This window comes from Streptomyces sp. NPDC006602 (assembly GCF_042870385.1).
GTDB lineage: Bacteria > Actinomycetota > Actinomycetes > Streptomycetales > Streptomycetaceae > Streptomyces.
On record NZ_JBIAHG010000008.1, the window covers coordinates 63,066 to 81,157 of the forward strand.

At 71.4% G+C, this 18,092-nt stretch carries 16 protein-coding genes and 1 pseudogene; 13 read left to right on the top strand and 4 right to left on the bottom strand.

Features of this window, described 5'->3' with window-relative positions:
* Nucleotides 1–1,187 precede the first annotated feature (1,187 nt).
* Both ACFYO2_RS21840 and mycP read left to right on the top strand, forming a co-directional pair.
* The gene (locus ACFYO2_RS21840; RefSeq protein ID WP_388351437.1) at nucleotides 1,188–1,916 is read left to right on the top strand and encodes a hypothetical protein; all 729 of its coding nucleotides are present in this window, start codon (nucleotides 1,188–1,190) and stop codon (nucleotides 1,914–1,916) included.
* Entirely contained in the window at nucleotides 1,913–3,115 is a 1,203-nt protein-coding gene (gene mycP, locus ACFYO2_RS21845) for a type VII secretion-associated serine protease mycosin (RefSeq protein ID WP_388351440.1), read from the top strand. The genes ACFYO2_RS21840 and mycP overlap by 4 nt, the downstream gene beginning before the upstream one ends.
* A 41-nt stretch (nucleotides 3,116–3,156) precedes the next feature.
* Here the strand turns inward: mycP and ACFYO2_RS21850 are convergent, their stop codons facing one another.
* Nucleotides 3,157–4,236: a serine hydrolase gene (locus ACFYO2_RS21850; protein ID WP_388351442.1), complete on the bottom strand. Its 1,080-nt coding sequence runs from the start codon at nucleotides 4,234–4,236 to the stop codon at nucleotides 3,157–3,159.
* Nucleotides 4,237–4,386: 150 nt separating this feature from the next.
* Between ACFYO2_RS21850 and ACFYO2_RS21855 the strand changes: the two genes are divergently transcribed.
* Nucleotides 4,387–5,118: an SseB family protein gene (locus ACFYO2_RS21855; protein ID WP_388351445.1), complete on the top strand. Its 732-nt coding sequence runs from the start codon at nucleotides 4,387–4,389 to the stop codon at nucleotides 5,116–5,118.
* Between the two features lie 13 nt (nucleotides 5,119–5,131).
* Here the strand turns inward: ACFYO2_RS21855 and ACFYO2_RS21860 are convergent, their stop codons facing one another.
* Nucleotides 5,132–5,506, bottom strand: a complete 375-nt coding sequence (locus ACFYO2_RS21860; protein ID WP_388351448.1) for a DUF1844 domain-containing protein — start codon at nucleotides 5,504–5,506, stop codon at nucleotides 5,132–5,134.
* 349 nt (nucleotides 5,507–5,855) lie between these two features.
* Here ACFYO2_RS21860 and infC point away from each other — a divergent pair.
* The 10 genes and pseudogenes from infC (at nucleotide 5,856) to ACFYO2_RS21910 (ending at nucleotide 16,745) form a co-directional block, all read left to right on the top strand.
* Nucleotides 5,856–6,540 (top strand): annotated as a pseudogene (infC, locus tag ACFYO2_RS21865) (translation initiation factor IF-3).
* 111 nt (nucleotides 6,541–6,651) lie between these two features.
* The gene (rpmI, locus tag ACFYO2_RS21870; RefSeq protein WP_217239718.1) at nucleotides 6,652–6,846 is read left to right on the top strand and encodes a 50S ribosomal protein L35; all 195 of its coding nucleotides are present in this window, start codon (nucleotides 6,652–6,654) and stop codon (nucleotides 6,844–6,846) included.
* A gap of 90 nt (nucleotides 6,847–6,936) precedes the next feature.
* On the top strand, nucleotides 6,937–7,320 hold the full coding sequence (rplT, locus tag ACFYO2_RS21875) for a 50S ribosomal protein L20 (RefSeq protein WP_004002577.1): 384 nt from the start codon (nucleotides 6,937–6,939) through the stop codon (nucleotides 7,318–7,320).
* A 102-nt stretch (nucleotides 7,321–7,422) separates the two neighbouring features.
* Complete coding sequence (locus ACFYO2_RS21880) at nucleotides 7,423–8,271, top strand: TrmH family RNA methyltransferase (RefSeq protein ID WP_388351451.1); 849 nt, start codon at nucleotides 7,423–7,425, stop codon at nucleotides 8,269–8,271.
* A gap of 52 nt (nucleotides 8,272–8,323) precedes the next feature.
* Nucleotides 8,324–9,469: an ATP-binding protein gene (locus tag ACFYO2_RS21885; RefSeq protein WP_388351454.1), complete on the top strand. Its 1,146-nt coding sequence runs from the start codon at nucleotides 8,324–8,326 to the stop codon at nucleotides 9,467–9,469.
* Between the two features lie 135 nt (nucleotides 9,470–9,604).
* Nucleotides 9,605–10,726 (top strand): phenylalanine--tRNA ligase subunit alpha, encoded by a 1,122-nt coding sequence (gene pheS, locus ACFYO2_RS21890; RefSeq protein WP_388351456.1) that lies wholly within the window; start codon nucleotides 9,605–9,607, stop codon nucleotides 10,724–10,726.
* The gene (gene pheT, locus ACFYO2_RS21895) at nucleotides 10,726–13,236 is read left to right on the top strand and encodes a phenylalanine--tRNA ligase subunit beta (protein ID WP_388351459.1); all 2,511 of its coding nucleotides are present in this window, start codon (nucleotides 10,726–10,728) and stop codon (nucleotides 13,234–13,236) included. The genes pheS and pheT overlap by 1 nt, the downstream gene beginning before the upstream one ends.
* Before the next feature lie 274 nt (nucleotides 13,237–13,510).
* Nucleotides 13,511–14,575, top strand: coding sequence for a PP2C family protein-serine/threonine phosphatase (locus ACFYO2_RS21900; protein ID WP_388351462.1), 1,065 nt, complete (start codon nucleotides 13,511–13,513; stop codon nucleotides 14,573–14,575).
* 209 nt (nucleotides 14,576–14,784) lie between these two features.
* Nucleotides 14,785–16,125, top strand: coding sequence for a transcriptional regulator (locus ACFYO2_RS21905; RefSeq protein ID WP_388351465.1), 1,341 nt, complete (start codon nucleotides 14,785–14,787; stop codon nucleotides 16,123–16,125).
* A gap of 74 nt (nucleotides 16,126–16,199) precedes the next feature.
* The gene (locus ACFYO2_RS21910) at nucleotides 16,200–16,745 is read left to right on the top strand and encodes an NUDIX hydrolase (RefSeq protein ID WP_388351468.1); all 546 of its coding nucleotides are present in this window, start codon (nucleotides 16,200–16,202) and stop codon (nucleotides 16,743–16,745) included.
* 26 nt (nucleotides 16,746–16,771) lie between these two features.
* Here the strand turns inward: ACFYO2_RS21910 and ACFYO2_RS21915 are convergent, their stop codons facing one another.
* The gene (locus ACFYO2_RS21915; protein ID WP_388351471.1) at nucleotides 16,772–17,029 is read right to left on the bottom strand and encodes a hypothetical protein; all 258 of its coding nucleotides are present in this window, start codon (nucleotides 17,027–17,029) and stop codon (nucleotides 16,772–16,774) included.
* Nucleotides 17,030–17,209: 180 nt separating this feature from the next.
* Nucleotides 17,210–18,070: a 3-hydroxybutyryl-CoA dehydrogenase gene (locus tag ACFYO2_RS21920; protein WP_388351472.1), complete on the bottom strand. Its 861-nt coding sequence runs from the start codon at nucleotides 18,068–18,070 to the stop codon at nucleotides 17,210–17,212.
* Between the last annotated feature and the right edge of the window lie 22 nt (nucleotides 18,071–18,092).

Here is an 18,092-nt window from a genome sequence, read left to right on the forward strand (position 1 = left end):
CGGGTGCGCACGCGGACACCTCCCCGTGGGACGGCTTCCCCGGTGCACGCGGCTCGGCCGCTCCGACAGGCGGTGACGGCTCCGGTGCGGTGACATCGCCCCGGCGCGGCAGCGAGGCCGACGGGGCCCGTACGGCCTCCGGTTCCCAGGACGCCCGGCCCGACTTCCCGAACCTCCGCACCCCGTCCCCCCGTGCCGCCGCCTCCCCGCCCCCGCCCATGGCATCCGCCCGCTTCCCGGACACCCCACCGAAGGCTGGCCGCGAGACACCCGAGGACCCCGCGGGTCCGAGCACCGGCGCGCCGAGTTCAGCGCCCGCTGCGTCAGGTTCTGCATCGGCCCGGTCGGGCGCAGGCACCGATGTGCCGGGTCCTGTGTCGTCCCGCCCGAGTGCCGGGCCTTCCGGTTCGGGCGCCGTGCCGCCTCAGCTTGGTGCCGAGCCCGCCGCGTCGGGTTCGGTGCCGCCTCGCCCGAGTGCCGCGCCTCCCGCGTCGGGTTCGGTGCCGCCTCGCCCGAGTGCCGCGCCTCCCGCTTCGGGCTCCGTGCCGCCTCGGCCCAGCCATCGCCCGCCGATACCGCCCCGCCGTACCGGCGCGCCTCCCGAGACCGCGGCGGAGACGACCTTCCGGCTGCGTCCGATTCCCGCGGAGCTGCCCCCCGAGGTGGACACTCGCCGGGGTGCGACGCCCGCCGAGCCCGGACGTCGCCCCGCCTTTCCCCCGCGGCCCGCGCATGAGGCACCGGTTCCGGGCCGCACCAACCCGCCGCGCACTTCCCCGGCGCCCACGGGCCAGGGAAGCGACCCGGGTACGTCGTCGGCGGCCACCGGCCCCGGAAACAGCTCGCGCACCCCTTCTGCACCCCCCGCTCCCGCGAGCGCCTTCCGCGTCCCTTCGGCACCCTCGGCCCCTCCGAGCGCCGCCCGCATGCCCTCGGCGCCCCCCGCTCCCGCGAGCGCCACCCGTATCCCTTCGCCACCCACCGCCCCTCCGAGCACCCCACGCACCTCCTCGCCGCCCCCCGACACCACCACCCTGACCCCGGACCCCGCCCTCTCATGGAGCGCACCCATGGCGCCGGATGGGACGGCTGGTTCGGGGCGGCCCGTGATTTCGTTCGGGGAGCCGGAGGGGTACGACGCGAGGGCGTGGCCTCGGGCGCTCAGGGGGCGGTCGCGGATCGCCGTCGTGGCCGCGTGTGTCGTGCTCGGGCTGGGGCTCATCGGTGGTGCCGTGACCGGGAGCTGGCTGATCGGGGAGCCGGGGGAGGCCGGGCCCGGCGACACCTTCGCCACCGCCCGCGGGCTGTGGCACAGCATCCCGGTCGATCAGTTGTTCCCGCCCACGGTCGAGGGCCAGGGCGCCGGCCCCGGCGGCGCCGACCGGACCTGGACGCGTATCGCCGTCGCCCCCGACAGCGACTGCCAGAACGCCTTCGACCCGCTGCTGCGCAAGGCCCTGTCGACCGTCGGCTGCGCCCGCCTCCTGCGCGCCACCTACACCGACGCCACCCGGAGCTACGTCACCACCGTCGGCCTCCTCTTCACCAAGGCCGACGCCGCCGCCATGAGCACCCTCGGCAAACGGTTCAAGGACGAGGGCCTCGCCGACCGCACCGACCTCATGCCCCGGCCGTACTCCGCCAAGGACACCGTCGCCGCCGGCTTCGGCAACGAGCAGCGCGCTTCCTGGACCGTCTCCGTCCTCACCGACGCCCCAGTCGTCGTCTACGCCGTCTCCGGCTGGGCGGACGGCCGTACGGTCGACACCCCGGAGCCCGCCGTCGAGGCCATGAAGTCCGGCGCGACCACCGCCCCCGCCCAGGCCGGCCTCGGCAACGAGGCGCAGGGCCTCGCCGACCGCGTAGAACGCGGACTGCGCAAGACCGTCAGCTCGCCCTCGGAGAAGCCCTCATGAGCCGCACGAGTCGCGTGAGTCGAGTGAGCCTCACCACCCGCCGAGCCGGCCTCCTGAGCGTCCTCCTCGCCGCCTCGATCGCCCTCGTCCCGCCCACCGCCGCGCACGCCGACGGCATCCGCGCCAAGCAGTGGGCCCTGGACGCCATGCACACCCAGGAGGCCTGGCGCACCACCAAGGGCGCGGGCGTCACCGTCGCCGTCCTCGACACCGGCGTCGAGGCTGACAACCCCGACCTCGACGGCAACGTCCTCACCGGCAAGGACATGATCGGTTTCGGGGCGAAGGAAGGCCAGCGCCCCTGGGCCCGCCACGGCACCGCGATGGCCGGCATCATCGCCGGCCACGGACACGGCATCGGCGACGCCGACGGCGTCATGGGCATCGCCCCCGAGGCGAAGATCCTCCCCGTCCGCGTGATCCTCGAAGACGACGACCCGGCCCGCGCCAAGGCCCGCAGCACCCGCGGCAACGCTCTCGCCGAAGGCATCCGCTGGGCCGCCGACCACGGCGCCGACGTCATCAACCTCTCCCTCGGCGACGACTCCGCCTCCGCCCACCCCGAACCCGCCGAGGACGAGGCCGTCCAGTACGCCCTCAAGAAGGGCTCCGTCGTCGTCGCCTCGGCCGGCAACGGCGGCGAGGAGGGGGACCACATCTCCTACCCGGCCGCCTACCCGGGCGTCATCGCCGCCACCGCCGTCGACCGCTACGGCACCCGCGCCTCCTTCTCCACCCGCCGCTGGTACGCCACGGTCAGCGCGCCCGGCGACCACGTCGTCATCGCCGACCCGGACCACAAGTACTACGAGGGCTGGGGGACGAGCGCAGCCTCCGCCTTCGTCTCCGGCGCGGTCGCGCTCATCAGGGCCGCACACCCGGGTCTGACACCCGCCCAGGTCAAGAAACTCCTGGAGGACACGGCCCGCAACGCCCCGGCCGCCGGCCGCGACGACTCCCGCGGCTTCGGCTTCGTCGACCCCGCGGCCGCCCTCGCCGAGGCCGACCGCCTCAAGCCGGAGGGCCTCCAGGCCGCCGCCTACGGCGAGAAGTACTTCGGCTCCGGCCCCGACAGCGCCGAGTCCGACAACGACACCGCCGACTGGGCGGCCCCCCTCGCGGGCGGCCTCGGCGGCGTACTCCTCATCGCGGCGGTGGTCCTGTGGCGCGGCCGCCGCGAGCGGTACGAGGACTCCTGAGTCCGAGCGACCCACGGCGGCGTACGACGCCTTCGGGGCGGCTACTTGAAGACAGCCGCTGATGCAGTCGCCGATGCCGATGCCGATGCCGATGTCGAGGCCGACGCACCGCCTTCCGTGAACACCGACACCGCCGCCTTCGCCGCCGCCTCCGCCCGCGCGATCCCCTTCGCCTGCGTCGAGTTGCCCTTCGACAGCAGGGCCACCAGATAGCCGTGGCCGTCCACTGTCACGCGCCCGATGCTGTTGATGTCCCACAGCCCGGTGGTGCTGCGCGCCAGCCAGCCGTTCTTCAGGGCCCACGCGGAACCGTCCGCCGCGGCCGACACACCCCAGTGCTGATCGACGGCTATCTGGCCCATCAGTCCCTGGACGTACGTCCGCGAGGCTTCGCTCAGCTGAGAGTCGTCCACGAACACCTGCTGAAGCAGAGCGAGTTGGTCGGCGGCGGTGGTCTGGGTCAGTCCCCACAGCATGTCGTCGCCGCCCTCGGTGTCCGTGAGCCCGAGCCGCTCGTTCGCGGCGTCGAGACCGTCCGCCTTCCCGATGATCCGCCACAGGGCCGACGCGGAGGCGTTGTCGCTGTTCTCGATCATCGAGGTGGCGTACGACTTCTCCTGCGCGGTGAGATGCCGGTCCGCGTCCTGCGCCTGGAGCAGCAGCGTCGCCAGGATGTCGACCTTCACGATGCTCGCCGTGTCGAAGGCGCCCTCGCCGTACGAGGCGCTCTCGCCGGAGTCCAGGTCGAGCACGGCCGCGGACAGCTCCGCGCCGGCCTCCACGCCGACCGACTCCAAGGCGTCGGCCAGCAGATCGTCGAGGTCGACGGTCGGCTCCACCACAGGTTCCACCGATGTCTCCCCGTCCGTCGAAGCGGAAGCCGCAGCCGAAGGTGATGCCGACGCCGACGGCGCGTCCGGCATCGACCCCGACGGCATCGACCCCGACGGCGTCGCCGACGACGATACGGCGCCCGCACCCGAGTGCGCCTGCGCCTTCACGTACACGGTCCCGGCCGCCGTACCGCCGAGGATGGCGACGGAGGCGAGCGCGGTGTACATCAGAGAGCGGCGCCGGGACAGACCGGAGCGGAGGCTGCGGGCGGCTCTGAAGGACTCCATGCCCGCGATGCTCGGGGTACCGGCTGTGCGGGCCGTTAGACGGACGTTAGATGTGTGTCAGGGATATCTGAGAAACCCGTGAAAGTCGTCACGGGCAGGTTTCCGGGCCCGCACAAGCCCAGCAGCATCCCCCCTATAGGGTCGGTGACCGTGGCGAACAAGAACATTCCCGACTCCGGCTTCTCCGACGACGACGGCTCGGCCGACCCCCGGCTGAGCGCGGCGCTCGCCGCCTGGGCCGAGGACCGCACCGCCGCGGGACCCGTCCTGGAGGCCCTCAAGGGCGCCCGGCTCCTCGTCCCGGTGGTGGCCGTACTCGGCGAGGTCGAGGAGGACGAGAACGGGCTGCGCCGCGAGAAGACCAGCGACATGGCCGTACCCACCCTGAAGGCCGGCTCCCGCACCGCCCTGCCCGCCTTCACCTCCACCGAGTCGCTGGCCCGCTGGGACCCGGTCGCCCGCCCCGTCGCCGTACCGCTGCACCAGGCCCTCCAGGCCGCCGCGCACGAGAAGGCGGACACCGTCCTGCTGGACATGGCCGGTCCGGTGGCGTTCGAGCTGACGGGGGCCGCGCTGCTGGCGCTCGCGGAGGGGCGTACGACCACGGACCCGCTCGCCGACCCGGCCGTCATCGAGGCCGTACGGGACGCCGTGGCCGCCGAGCCCGCCGTACTGCGCGCCCACCTCGGGCCGGGGCAGGCCGATGGCACCCTCGCCCTGGTGCTGGACCCGTCCACGCCGCCCGCCGAGGCCGCCCGGGCCCTCGCGCAGCGGCTCGCCGCCGACGAAACGCTGAGGGCCCGCCTGGTGCGCGGCCTCGACCTGGCACTGCTGCCGGCCGGGGCGACGCCGCCTGGCGAGCCCTTGTACGTCCGTCCCTGAGTCTGTCCCTGAGTCAGCCGTAGATCGGGCCGGTGTACTTCTCACCGGGGCCCTGGCCCGGCTCGTCCCGGACGAGGGACGCCTCGCGGAACGCCAGCTGCAGCGACTTCAGGCCGTCGCGCAGCGGCGACGCGTGGAAGGAGCTGATCTCGGTCGCGCTCGCGTCCAGCAGACCGGCGAGGGCATGCACCAGCTTGCGGGCCTCGTCCAGGTCCTTGTACTTGTCGCCCTCCTCCGTCAGACCGAGCTTCACGGCGGCGGCGCTCATCAGGTTGACGGCGACCGTCACGATCACCTCGACGGCGGGGACCTCGGCGATGTCGCGGGTCATCTCGTCGAAGTCGGGGCCCGCGGCGGACTCGGCGGACTCGGAAGGGGTGTCACTCATGCCCCACACGATAGGCCCCGAGGTACGGCGGTTCGCACCACCCCCGGGTAGCTGCTAACCTTGTGTGACGACCGGCCGGACACGCGTGTGTAGTGTGACTGGCCCACAAGTGGAGGCTCCGATCTCCCACCTGACCGTCCCCCGGGACGGCGGGTCACCCCGGTCAGGCGGCCACCATCGTTCCGTACGGACGATGGAGTCGCCCGAATGTGCGCCCCGCGGCATCACCGCGGCGGTGCTCCGGTAGTGCTTGGAGCCCCGCCTGTGATCGTCCGGGGCATTTTTTGTGCTTCGGCGCGGTTAGGTCTGTTGTCGAAAAGAGACAAACGCGGCCGTCCGCCAGATGGCCGTGTGGTGCTAACCGAGGAGGATCCATCAGCGCCGAGCCCCGCATCAACGACCGGATTCGCGTTCCAGAGGTGCGACTTGTCGGTCCCAGTGGCGAGCAGGTGGGCATCGTCCCCCTGGCCAAGGCACTGGAGCTTGCGCAGGAGTACGACCTGGACCTGGTCGAGGTGGCGGCGACCGCCCGTCCGCCTGTGTGCAAGCTCATGGACTACGGGAAGTTCAAGTACGAGTCGGCCATGAAGGCCCGTGAGGCGCGCAAGAACCAGGCGCACACGGTCATCAAGGAGATGAAGCTCCGGCCGAAGATCGACCCGCACGACTATGACACCAAGAAGGGTCACGTCGTTCGGTTCCTCAAGCAGGGCGACAAGGTCAAGATCACGATCATGTTCCGTGGTCGCGAGCAGTCCCGGCCGGAACTCGGCTACCGACTGCTGCAGCGTCTCGCGGAGGACGTGGCCGACCTCGGGTTCGTGGAGTCGAACCCGAAGCAGGACGGCCGAAACATGATCATGGTTCTCGGTCCGCACAAGAAGAAGACCGAGGCGATGGCCGAGGCCCGCCAGGCTCAGGAAGCCCGCAAGGCAGAAGCGAAGGCCAACCCCGGCAAGTCGCAGAACGCCGCGGAGTCCGAGGATGCCGAGGGCGAAGTCGAGGCTCAGGCCGAGGCTCCCGCCGAGGCGTGATCCCGGGGGACGCGAGTCCCCAGGACGTAACCGATACAAGAGCGACGCTCCACAGTGCCCGGTTTTCGTGACCGGGCACCGGAGCGCCACCGACGAGGAGAGAACGGCGCCATGCCGAAGAACAAGACGCACAGCGGTGCCAAGAAGCGCTTTCGGGTGACCGGCTCGGGCAAGGTGCTGCGCCAGCGCGCCGGCCGCCGCCACTACCTGGAGCACAAGCCCTCGACGCTGACCCGCCGCCTGGCCGGCACCGTCGAGCTGGCGCCGGGCGATGCCGCCAAGGCCAAGAAGCTCCTCGGGATCTAGTGCACGCCCTGCGTGGGCAGGGCGCAGCCGATAACCGGGACCAAGCCGTTCTCGGGTCACCCCCGTGACCCAGCTACAAGGAGTTAACAAGTGGCACGCGTCAAGCGGGCAGTCAACGCCCACAAGAAGCGCCGGGCGATCCTCGAGCAGGCCTCCGGCTACCGCGGTCAGCGCTCGCGCCTGTACCGCAAGGCCAAGGAGCAGGTCACCCACTCGCTGGTCTACAACTACAACGACCGCAAGAAGCGCAAGGGTGACTTCCGCCAGCTGTGGATCCAGCGCATCAACGCCGCTGCCCGCGCGAACGGCATCACGTACAACCGCTTCATCCAGGGTCTCAAGGCCGCGAACGTCGAGGTCGACCGCAAGATCCTGGCCGAGCTGGCCGTGAATGACGCCGGTGCGTTCGCCGCGCTGGTCGAGGTGGCCCAGAAGGCGCTGCCGAGCGACGTCAACGCGCCCAAGGCGGCGTGACGCTGCGCGTCGCCGCGCCGGCTGTGGCCGACGTGACTGAACGGACCCGTGGGCAGGTGCCCGCGGGTCCGTTGTGTTGACCGGTAACCGAAGGTGAGTTGCATGCCCCCCGTCGCCCCCGAGCTGATCTCCCCGCGTTCCCCCCGCGTATCCGCCGCCCGGCGGCTCGCCAAGCGGAACTTCCGGGGCAAGGAGCGGCTGTTCCTCGCGGAGGGGCCGCAGGCCGTGCGGGAGGCGGCGGCGTACGCGGCCACGCTGGTCGAGCTGTTCGCCACGCCGGACGCGGCGGAGCGGTACGCCGACATCATCGGGGAGGCCCGTGCCGCCGGGGCCCGGGTGCATCTCGCCGACGAGCAGGTCATCGCCGACATCTCCACCACCGTCACCCCGCAGGGCCTCGTCGGGATCTGCCGGTTCCTGGACACGCCCTTCGAGGAGATCCTCGCCACCCGGCCCAAGCTGGTCGCCGTCCTCGCGAACGTACGGGATCCCGGGAACGCCGGGACCGTCCTGCGCTGCGCCGACGCGGCCGGTGCCGAGGCCGTCGTACTGACCGATGCCTCGGTCGATCTCTACAACCCCAAGGCCGTACGTGCCTCGGTGGGCTCGCTGTTCCACCTTCCCGTCGCCGTCGGCGTTCCCGTGGAGGAGGCGGTCGCGGGGCTCAAGGGAGTCGGCGTGCGGATCCTCGCCGCCGACGGCGCCGGAACGGACGACCTCGACGACGAGCTCGACAAGGGGACCATGGGCGGTCCGACCGCCTGGGTGTTCGGGAACGAGGCCTGGGGGCTGCCGGAGGAAACCCGCGCACTCGCGGACGCCGTGGTCCGCGTCCCGATCCACGGGAAGGCCGAGAGCCTGAACCTCGCCACAGCCGCCGCCGTATGTCTCTATGCGTCAGCCCGTGCACAGCGCGCCTCCGGAGGGTGCCGCTCCGTCACCGAGAGCTAGTAGGGTGACCAGCTCGGGGGCCCCTCAGACGCCTGAGAGGTGGGGTACGGGGATGAGCGTCGGCACGAGCAGCGCACCGGGAGCACGGGACGTACGGCGCCCGCCCGCGTCCCGGCCCGGTGATCTCGCCGAGCTCGGCATCGATCCCGACCAGCTGCCCGACGGACTGGTCGTCGCGGACGAGCACGGGCGCGTGATCTGCTTCAACGCCGCCGCGGCCCGGATCACCCGCCTCCCCGCCGAGGACGCCCTCGGACAGCGGCTGGAGAAGGCCCTGCCGTTAGAGGACCTGGAGGGCCGTCGCTGGTGGCAGCTGACCGATCCGTACGGCGGTCTCGCCATCAGAGTGGGACAGCCCGAGCGCAATCTGCTGCTTCCCGGGGGGCGTGAGGTGCTGGTCTCGGCGAAGTACCTGCGGACGCGGCCCACCGGACCCGTCCGCCGGGTCGTCGTCTCGCTCCGGGACACCGAGGCCCGCCGCCGCACCGAACGCAGCCACGCGGAGTTGATCGCCACCGTCGCCCATGAGCTGCGCTCCCCGCTGACCTCGGTCAAGGGCTTCACAGCCACCCTGCTCGCCAAGTGGGAACGCTTCACCGACGACCAGAAACGGCTGATGCTGGAGACCGTCGACGCCGACGCCGACCGGGTCACCCGGCTCATCGCCGAGCTGCTCGACATCTCGCGGATCGACTCCGGGCGACTGGAGCTCAGGCGCCAGCCCGTCGACATCGGCGCCGCCGTCGGGCGGCACATCCAGGCGTACGTCGCCGCCGGCCTCGCCGCCGACCGGTTCCTGCTGCGGCTGGAGCAGCCGCTGCCCGCCCTGTGGGCCGACCCCGACAAGATCGACCAGGTGCTCAGCAACCTGCTGGAAAATGCCGTGCGGCACGGCGAGGGAACCGTCACGATTGACATCACGCCCACGGCGTCCCCGCGCGAAGGGGAAGGCCATGAAAACGCAGCTACGTCGGTCACGGTGAGCGACGAGGGGTCCGGCATCCCGGAGGAGTCCATGAACCGCGTCTTCACCCGCTTCTGGCGGGGCAGCAAGCGCGGCGGCACCGGCCTCGGGCTCTACATCGTCAAGGGCATCGTCGAGGCCCACGGCGGCACCATCACGGTCGGCCGCGCCCCAGGCGGCGGCGCCCAGTTCCGATTTACGTTGCCCGTGAGCGCTCCGGCCTACCTGACCTGAGCAGCCCGCGGGCGCATTCGTACAGCTCCACCCCGTTAGACTCGGCCATTGGCACCTTTGCGTCCTGAGCCGAGCGATTCGCCCGAGCGTCGGCGACGGGGACCTCCAGCCAGCCAATCGGAAGTACGGGAAGAGATGTCGGCACCGAACAAGTCGTACGACCCTGTCGAGGTCGAGGCGTTGAAACCGGAAGAGATCGAGCGCATGCGGGACGAGGCGCTCGCCGCCTTCGCCGCCGCGGACTCCCTCGACGCGCTCCAGGAGGCCAAGGTCGCCCACACCGGCGGCGCCTCCCCGCTGGCCCTCGCCAACCGCGAGATCGGCGCCCTGCCCCCGCACGCAAAGGCCGAGGCCGGCAAGCGTGTGGGCCAGGCCCGCGGAGCCGTGAACAAGGCCCTGGCCGCCCGCCAGGTCGAGCTGGAAGCCGAGCGCGACCAGCGGGTACTGGTCGAGGAGGCGGTGGACGTCACGCTGCCGTACGACCGCGTACCGGCCGGCGCCCGCCACCCGCTCACCACGTTCTCCGAGCGCATCGAGGACGTCTTCGTGGCCATGGGCTACGAGGTCGCCGAGGGCCCGCAGGTCGAGGCCGAGTGGTTCAACTTCGACGCCCTGAACATCGGCCCGGACCACCCGGCCCGCGGCGAGGCCGACACGTTCTTCGTGCAGGGCCAGGGCGGCGGCACCGAGTCCGGCGTCGTGCTGCGCACCCACACCTCGCCCGTGCAGATCCGCTCCCTGCTGGAGCGGGACCTGCCGGTCTACGTGATCTGCCCCGGCGTCGTGTACCGCACCGACGAACTGGACGCCACCCACACCCCTGTCTTCCGCCAGGTCGAGCTGCTGGCCGTCGACGAGGGCCTGACCATGGCCGACCTCAAGGGCACGATGGACCACATGGTCCAGGCGCTCTTCGGCGAGGGCATGAAGACCCGGCTGCGGCCCAACTTCTTCCCCTTCACCGAGCCGTCCGCCGAGATGGACATGGTGTGCTACGTCTGCCGCGGCGAGTCCGTCGGCAACCCCGACCGGCCCTGCCGCACCTGCTCCAGCGAGGGCTGGATCGAGCTCGGCGGCTGCGGCATGGTCAACCCCAAGGTGCTGACCGCCTGCGGCGTCGACCCGGAGAAGTACAGCGGCTTCGCCTTCGGGTTCGGCATCGAGCGGATGCTGATGTTCCGCCACAACGTCGAAGACATGCGAGACATGGTCGAGGGTGACGTCCGGTTCACCCGGCCGTTCGGGATGGAGATCTGATGCGGGTCCCGCTTTCTTGGCTGCGGGAGTACGTCGACCTGCCGGCGACTCAGACCGGGCGTGACGTCCAGGCCAAACTCATTTCGGCCGGTCTCGAGGTCGAGACGGTCGAGCAGCTCGGCCACGACCTCAAGGGCCCGCTCGTCGTCGGCCAGGTGCTGACCATCGAGGAGCTGGAGGGCTTCAAGAAGCCGATCCGCTTCTGCACGGTCGACGTCGGCCAGGCCAACGGCACCGGCGAGCCCCAGGAGATCGTCTGCGGCGCCCGCAACTTCGCCGTCGGCGACAAGGTCGTCGTGGTCCTGCCCGGCGCCACGCTGCCGGGCGGCTTCTCGATCTCCGCCCGCAAGACGTACGGCAAGACGTCCCACGGCATGATCTGCTCCAGCGGCGAGCTGGGCATGGGCGACGACGGCAGCCACGGCATCATCGTGCTGCCGCCGGAGACCGAGGTCGGCAAGGACGCCATCGAGCTGCTCGAACTGGTCGACGAGGTCCTGGACATCGCCGTCACCGCCAACCGCGGCGACTGTCTGTCCATCCGCGGCGTCGCCCGCGAGACCGCCATCGCCTACGGCCTTCCGCTCAGCGACCCGGCCCTCCTCGACGTGCCCGGCCCGAACGCCTTCGGCTACCCGGTCAAGGTCCTGGACCCCGTCGGCTGCGACCGCTTCACGGCCCGCACCGTCACCGGGCTGAGCCCGGAGGCGCGCTCCCCGATCTGGCTCCAGCGCCGCCTGCAGAAGGTCGGCATGCGGCCGATCTCGCTCGCCGTCGACGTCACCAACTACGTGATGATGGAGCTCGGCCAGCCCCTGCACGCCTACGACCGCTCGCTCGTCCAGGGCACCATCGGTGTCCGCCGGGCCGAGGAGGGCGAGAAGATCGTCACCCTCGACGGCGTCACCCGCACCCTGCACGCCGAGGACCTGGTGATCACCGACGAGCGCGGCCCGATCGGCCTCGCCGGTGTCATGGGCGGAGCCAACACCGAGATCGCCGATCACACCGAGGCCGAGGGCACGACCGACATCGTGATCGAGGCCGCGCACTTCAACGCGGTCTCCATCGCCCGTACGGCCCGCCGCCACAAGCTGTCCTCCGAGGCGTCCAAGCGCTTCGAGCGCGGCGTCGACCCGCAGGCCGCCTCCGCCGCCGCCCAGCGCACCGTCGACCTGCTGGTGCTGCTCGCGGGCGGCACCGCCGAGGCCGGCGTCACCGAGGTCATCGCGCCGTCGGCGCCGCACACCATCACCGTCCCGGCGAACCACCCGGACAAGGTCGCGGGCGTCGAGTACGGCCGTGAGACCGTCGTACGCCGGCTCCAGGAGATCGGCTGCGACGTGTACGGGCAGGACGAGCTGATCGTCACCGTGCCGTCCTGGCGGCCCGACCTCGCCGAGGTCAACGACCTGGCCGAAGAGGTCGTCCGCCTGGAGGGCTACGAGAACCTGCCCTCCACGCTGCCCAAGCCGCCGTCAGGCCGCGGCCTGACCCACCGGCAGCGCCTGCACCGCCGCGTCGGCCGGGCCCTGGCCGGCGCCGGGTACGTAGAGGCGCCGAACTACCCGTTCGTCAGCGAGCAGGTCTTCGACCAGCTCGGCCTCGCGGCCGACGACCCGGCCCGCCGAGTCGTCAAGCTGGTCAACCCGCTCAACGACGAGGAGCCGGCGCTTCGTACGTCGCTGCTGCCGGGCCTGCTCGGTGCCCTGCGGCGCAACGACGGCCGGGGTTCGCACGACCTGGCGCTGTTCGAGACCGGGCTGGTCTTCCTCCCGCGGGCGGAGCAGGGGGTCGCCGTCTCGCCGCCCGTCGATCGGCGTCCGACCGACGAGGAACTCGCGTCGCTCGACGCGGTCCTGCCCGAGCAGCCGCGTCACGTCGCCGTCGTCCTCGCGGGCGCCCGCGAGCAGGCCGGCTGGTGGGGCAAGGGCCGCCCGGCCGACTGGGCCGACGTGGTCCAGGCGGCGCGTGCCGTCGCCCGAGAGGCCGGTGCCGAACTGGTTGTCCGCGGCGGGCAGTACGGGCCGTGGCATCCGGGGCGGTGCGCCGAGTTGGTGGTCGTCGCCGACGGTGCCGAGCGGGTTGTCGGTCACGCGGGTGAGCTGCATCCGCGCGTCGTGAAGGCGCTGGGGCTGCCCGCGCGTACGTGTGCGGCGGAGCTGGACCTGGACGCGCTGGAGCGGGTCGGTGACGGTACGCCGCAGGCGCCGAGCATCTCGACGTTCCCCGTCGCCACGCAGGACGTCGCGCTGGTGGTCGACAAGTTCGTACCGCACGCCGAAGTGGAGGCCGCGCTGCGTGACGGTGCGGGTGAACTGCTGGAGGCGATCCGGCTGTTCGACGTGTACGAGAACGCCGAGCAGCTCGGTGAGGGCAAGAAGTCGCTGGCCTATGCGCTGCGGTTCCGGGCGGCTGATCGGACGTTGACGGTGGACGAGGCGTCGGCGGCGAGGGATGCGGCGGTTGCGCTGGCGGGTGAGCGGAGCGGGGCTGTGTTGAGGGGCTAGGGCGCCCGGCGCCAAAGGGGCGGGGGGCTGTGGTTTGCCCGCGGCTGCGGGCCTGTTGTGGCTGGTCGCGCCCACGCGGCGGAGCCGCATATCGATACAGCCCCGCGCCCCTTGTGGGGGGCATGCCCGCACACCCCCAAATCCGTTCACCTCACTCGATTGAGTGACTTCTCCCGATGATCTGGCCACTTGGGGCCATATGGTCGACAGAATCGGACCGGCCTTTCGGGGTCGGTCCGATTGCGCTGTCAGGCCTAATTGGGGGGCCATCGGCATGATCCGCATCAAGGCTGGTGTGCCCCGCAGGGCGACGCTCTCGCTCGTGCTGCCCACGGTGTGGGGCGCCGTCGCGGTCACGTACAAGCTGGTCTGTCCGCTGGCCCAGCAGGACGGCTTCGGCGCGCGTGTCGTCACCAGTGCCGTCTTCTTCGTCGTCGGCACCGGACTGATCCTCCACGTCCGCCAGACCCTGCTGCGTGAGCTCCGGCAGGCCCGTCGGGTCGCGGGCGCCGCCCAGAGCGTGCTGCTGCGGCCGCTGCCGCCGCGCATCGAGGGGCTGAACCTCGCCGCCGCCCAACTGTCCGCGGACCGCGGGGCCACCATCGGCGGCGACCTGTACGAGGTCGTCGCCACCGAGCAGGGCGTCCGGGTCGTGATGGGCGACGTCCGCGGACACGGGCTGGCGGCGATCGGCACGGCCGCCGCCGTCCTCGGCAGCTTCCGCGAGGCCGTCCACGAGGAGTCCGAACTCGACGGTGTGCTGCGCCGGCTGGAACGCGCACTGGCCCGGCACCTGCGCGAGCGCTCCCGCGCCGAGCACCCGTCGGCCGGACCGGCGCCCGCCAACCCGGTCGCCGAGGAGTTCGTGACCTTGCTGCTGCTGGAGATCTGCCGGGACGGAGAGGTGCGGGCTCTGAACTGCGGTCACCCGTGGCCGTATCTGCTGAGCGGTACCCGCGTCGATCTTCTCGCCCGTGCGGATCCTCTCCCGCCCCTCGGCCCGTTCCCGCTGCCGTCCGAGCTGCCCGCGCTGCACTGCGGACACCTGCAGCCGGGAGAGGCATTGGTCCTCTGTACGGACGGCGTCGAGGACGCGAGGGACAGCCGTGGCCGGTTCTTCTCCCTGTCCGAAGCGCTGTCCCAGGCGGTCCACGCCAACCCGATCGCCCCCCCACAGGTCGTCCTGGGCTCGGTCTTCACCGCGCTGCTGCGCCATGCGGGCGGCACACCCGCGGATGACGTCGCCTTACTGGTGCTTCGAAACGGCCGCCCAGTACGCCATGCCTCAGGAACCGCAGGACCAGCCACCACCAACCAGCAGTCGACGACGCACCGTTGAGCACCCGGCACCGCACGCGGACGCCGGGCCGCCGCACTGTACGAGGGGGAGCCGGCGGCCCGGCCGGCCTCTTGCGAGGCATTTCAGTCAACCGGCTGGAAACTCTCCGCGACAGTGTGCACACGGTGCGGATTCGAGTACTCCGTTCACACCCCGTGTGAAGGCCGACCCACTACTCTGACGGCACCGAGCCACCCGGGGGGCATCCCATGCAGCCCAACACTCTGCTCGACGCGATCCTCGACGAGGCGGGCATCTCGCACGCGGGACTCGCCGCCCATGTCAACCAGGCCGGCCGGGCGCGCGGTCTCGCGCTCAGATACGAACACACCGCCGTGGCACGGTGGTTGAAGGGGCAGCGGCCCCGCGGCCAGGTGCCCGACCTGATCTGCGAGGTGCTCGCCGCCCGGCTGCATCGCCCCGTCACCCTCGACGACATCGGTCTCGGCGTGCCCGGCGAGCCCTCCGCCCCGCACGGCACGTCGCTGTCCGGTTTCGTGGAGCGGGCCACCGCCCTGTGGCGCTCCGACGAGCAGCAGCGCCCGCACATCCTGGGCGCTCCCGCGGTCACGGGCACGCCCGCCGTCATGCCCGTGTGGGAGTGGGAGAACCCGCCCGAGGACGTCGACGTGTCGCGGGGCGGCAGGCACCGGGTCACCTCGGCCGACATCGAGATGCTGCGCGCGGCCCGCACGCACTACGAGCAGATGTACCGCAAGGCCGGCGGCGTGGCGACCCGCACCCGGATCGTCGGCTTCCTGAACGCCGAGGCCGCCCCGCTGCTGCGCGGCAGCTACACCGACGAGACGGGCCGTCAACTGCACCGGGCCACAGGCGGGTTGGTGGCGGTCGCCGGGATCTGCGCGTACGACTCCGACGCGCACGGCCTGGCCCAGCGCTATTTCCACCAGGCGCTCAGGCTCGCGAAGGCCAGTGGGGACCGGGGGCTGGGCGCGTACGTGATCGCGCTTCTCGTCAACCAGGCGCTGTTCATGCGGGAGTACCGGCAGGCCGTCGCCTTCGCGGAGGCCGCGCTGCGCGCCGCCGGCCGGCACATCACCCCGGCGCTCGCCTCCGACCTGTACGCGATGCAGGCGAAGGCGTACGCACACCTCGGCGACGGCACGAGCGCGCTGTCCTGCATCCGGCGGGCCGAGCAGGCCGCCGAACGCATCCGGCGCGGTTACGAGCCGGACGAAACGGGCTATGTCCAGCCGGGACTCGTCAACGTCCAGGTGGCGGAGGCGCTCCTGAGCCTCGGTGAAGTGGCGGCGGCGCGGGAACACGCCATGGCCGCCGTCGACAACCCCGCCCACGACCGCGGCCGGGTGCACCGGCTCGCCATGCTCAGCACCATCGAACTGCGCCAGGGCAACGCCGACAAGGCGGTGGCCATCGCCGTACAGATGGCCGAACAGGCCCGGGGAATGGAGTCCCAGCGCCTGCGCGACAGACTCCGGGCGGTGCGCGAACGCCTCGTGCGCAGCGGCTGTGCGGGCACGGCCGAGGCCGCCGCACTCATCGACGGTGCACTGCGCGTACCGCTGTAGACGGGCGCACGACCACCGACACCCATCGTCCCTGCTGCGATATTGCCACTTACTCGACGGAAGGTGGCAGAACCGTGCAGTGGACGAAACATAACGAGCAAACTGTGTATGCGAACCGCTGGTTCAGCGTCAATCTCGCCGATGTCGAGCTGCCGGACGGTCGGCACCTCGATCACTTTTTGATACGGCTGCGGCCCGTTGCCGTGGCCACGGTGGTGAACGAGGCCAATGAGGTCCTTCTCCTGTGGCGCCACCGCTTCATCACCGACAGCTGGGGGTGGGAACTCGCGGCGGGTGTGGTCGAGGACGGCGAGGACATCGCCGTCGCGGCCGCCAGGGAACTCGAGGAAGAGACCGGCTGGCGGCCGGGACCCCTGCACCACCTGATGAGCGTGGAGCCGTCCAACGGGCTCACCGACGCCCGGCACCACATCTACTGGGCCGACGAGGGCGAGTACCTCGGACACCCCGTGGACGACTTCGAGTCGGACCGCCGGGAGTGGGTCCCCCTCAAACTCGTCCCCGACATGGTCGCCCGCGGCGAGGTCCCGGCCGCGAACATGGCGGCCGCGTTACTGCTGCTGCATCATCTCCGGCTCGGGCAGGACGCCATGCCCTGATCCCCCCACCGCGTCCTGGAGCCGTACTAGCGGCCCAGGGCCTGCCAGACCGTCACGACGAGCGCGCCCACGGCGGCGAGTACCGCAACCGCGGGCAGTGGCCAGCGGGCGTGCTCGAGGGCGACGATCCGGTTGCTCAGGTCGTCGACTTCCTTGTCCGTCTCCTCGGTGCGATGACTGAGCAGAGCCAGTCCTCCCTCCACCCGCGCGTAGGCGACGTCGAGGCGGCGGCGTAACTCTGCGAGTTCGCCATGGACCACGGGATGCTCAGGGTCGGTGGTCACGAGTCCGTTCCTTTCTGTAGTCGGCTCATCCCTTGCATGCGCATGAAGAGTCAACTCGCCTGGTGGGCAGGTGGGGAGAGTGTGCGGGCGGCATATGCGAGCCCGGTGCGCACACGGCGTGTGAATGCAGTGGGCCCGGCACTCCGAAGAGTGCCGGGCCTTTCGAGCCACGGTGCGTAATCAGCCGTAGGTGTAGAAGCCCGAGCCCGTCTTCCGCCCCAGCCGGCCGGCGTCGACCATGCGTTGCAGCAACGGAGGAGCGGCGTAGAGCGGTTCCTTGTACTCCTCGTACATCGAGGACGCCACGGACGCGACCGTGTCCAGGCCGATCAGGTCGGTCAGCTTCAGCGGGCCCATCGGGTGGGCGCAGCCGAGCTCCATGCCGTTGTCGATGTCCTCGCGGCTGGCGATGCCCGACTCGAACATCCGGATCGCGGAGAGCAGATACGGGATCAGCAGCGCGTTGACCACGAAGCCGGAGCGGTCCTGGGCGCGGATGGCGTGCTTGCCGAGCACCTTCTCGGCGAAGACCTGGGCCCGGCCGAGCGTGCCCTCGGAGGTGGTGAGCGCCGGGATCAGCTCGACGAGCTTCTGCACCGGGGCCGGGTTGAAGAAGTGGATCCCGATGACGTGGTCGGGCCGGGAGGTGGCGACCGCCAGCTTCACCAGGGGGATCGAGGAGGTGTTGGAGGCCAGGATCGCGTCGGCCCGGGTCACCACCTGGTCGAGGACCTGGAAGATCTCGGTCTTGACCTGCTCGTTCTCGACGACGGCCTCGATCACCAGATCGCGGTCCGCGAACTCGCCGAGGTCGGTGGTGAAGCTGAGCCGCGCCAGCGTGGCGTCCCGCTCCTCCTCGGAGATCTTGCCGCGCTCGGCGGCCTTCGCCAGGGAGTTCAGCAGCCGGGTCCGGCCGATCTCCAGGGCCTCGCCGGTGGTCTCGGCGACCTTCACCTCCAGGCCGGCGCGGGCGCACACCTCGGCGATGCCCGCTCCCATCTGGCCGCAGCCGACCACTCCGACGCGCTCGATGTCGGTCACATCGTCCCTTTCGCTGGTCTAC

Bases quoted from the DNA above. Each gene is read 5' to 3' on its own strand.
- mycP (WP_388351440.1), top strand. From the start codon at position 1,913: ATGAGCCGCACGAGTCGCGTGAGTCGAGTGAGCCTCACCACCCGCCGA.
- ACFYO2_RS21850 (WP_388351442.1), bottom strand. From the start codon at position 4,236: ATGGAGTCCTTCAGAGCCGCCCGCAGCCTCCGCTCCGGTCTGTCCCGG.
- ACFYO2_RS21860 (WP_388351448.1), bottom strand. From the start codon at position 5,506: ATGAGTGACACCCCTTCCGAGTCCGCCGAGTCCGCCGCGGGCCCCGAC.
- rpmI (WP_217239718.1), top strand. From the start codon at position 6,652: ATGCCGAAGAACAAGACGCACAGCGGTGCCAAGAAGCGCTTTCGGGTG.
- ACFYO2_RS21880 (WP_388351451.1), top strand. From the start codon at position 7,423: ATGCCCCCCGTCGCCCCCGAGCTGATCTCCCCGCGTTCCCCCCGCGTA.
- ACFYO2_RS21885 (WP_388351454.1), top strand. From the start codon at position 8,324: ATGAGCGTCGGCACGAGCAGCGCACCGGGAGCACGGGACGTACGGCGC.
- pheS (WP_388351456.1), top strand. From the start codon at position 9,605: ATGTCGGCACCGAACAAGTCGTACGACCCTGTCGAGGTCGAGGCGTTG.
- pheT (WP_388351459.1), top strand. From the start codon at position 10,726: ATGCGGGTCCCGCTTTCTTGGCTGCGGGAGTACGTCGACCTGCCGGCG.
- ACFYO2_RS21900 (WP_388351462.1), top strand. From the start codon at position 13,511: ATGATCCGCATCAAGGCTGGTGTGCCCCGCAGGGCGACGCTCTCGCTC.
- ACFYO2_RS21905 (WP_388351465.1), top strand. From the start codon at position 14,785: ATGCAGCCCAACACTCTGCTCGACGCGATCCTCGACGAGGCGGGCATC.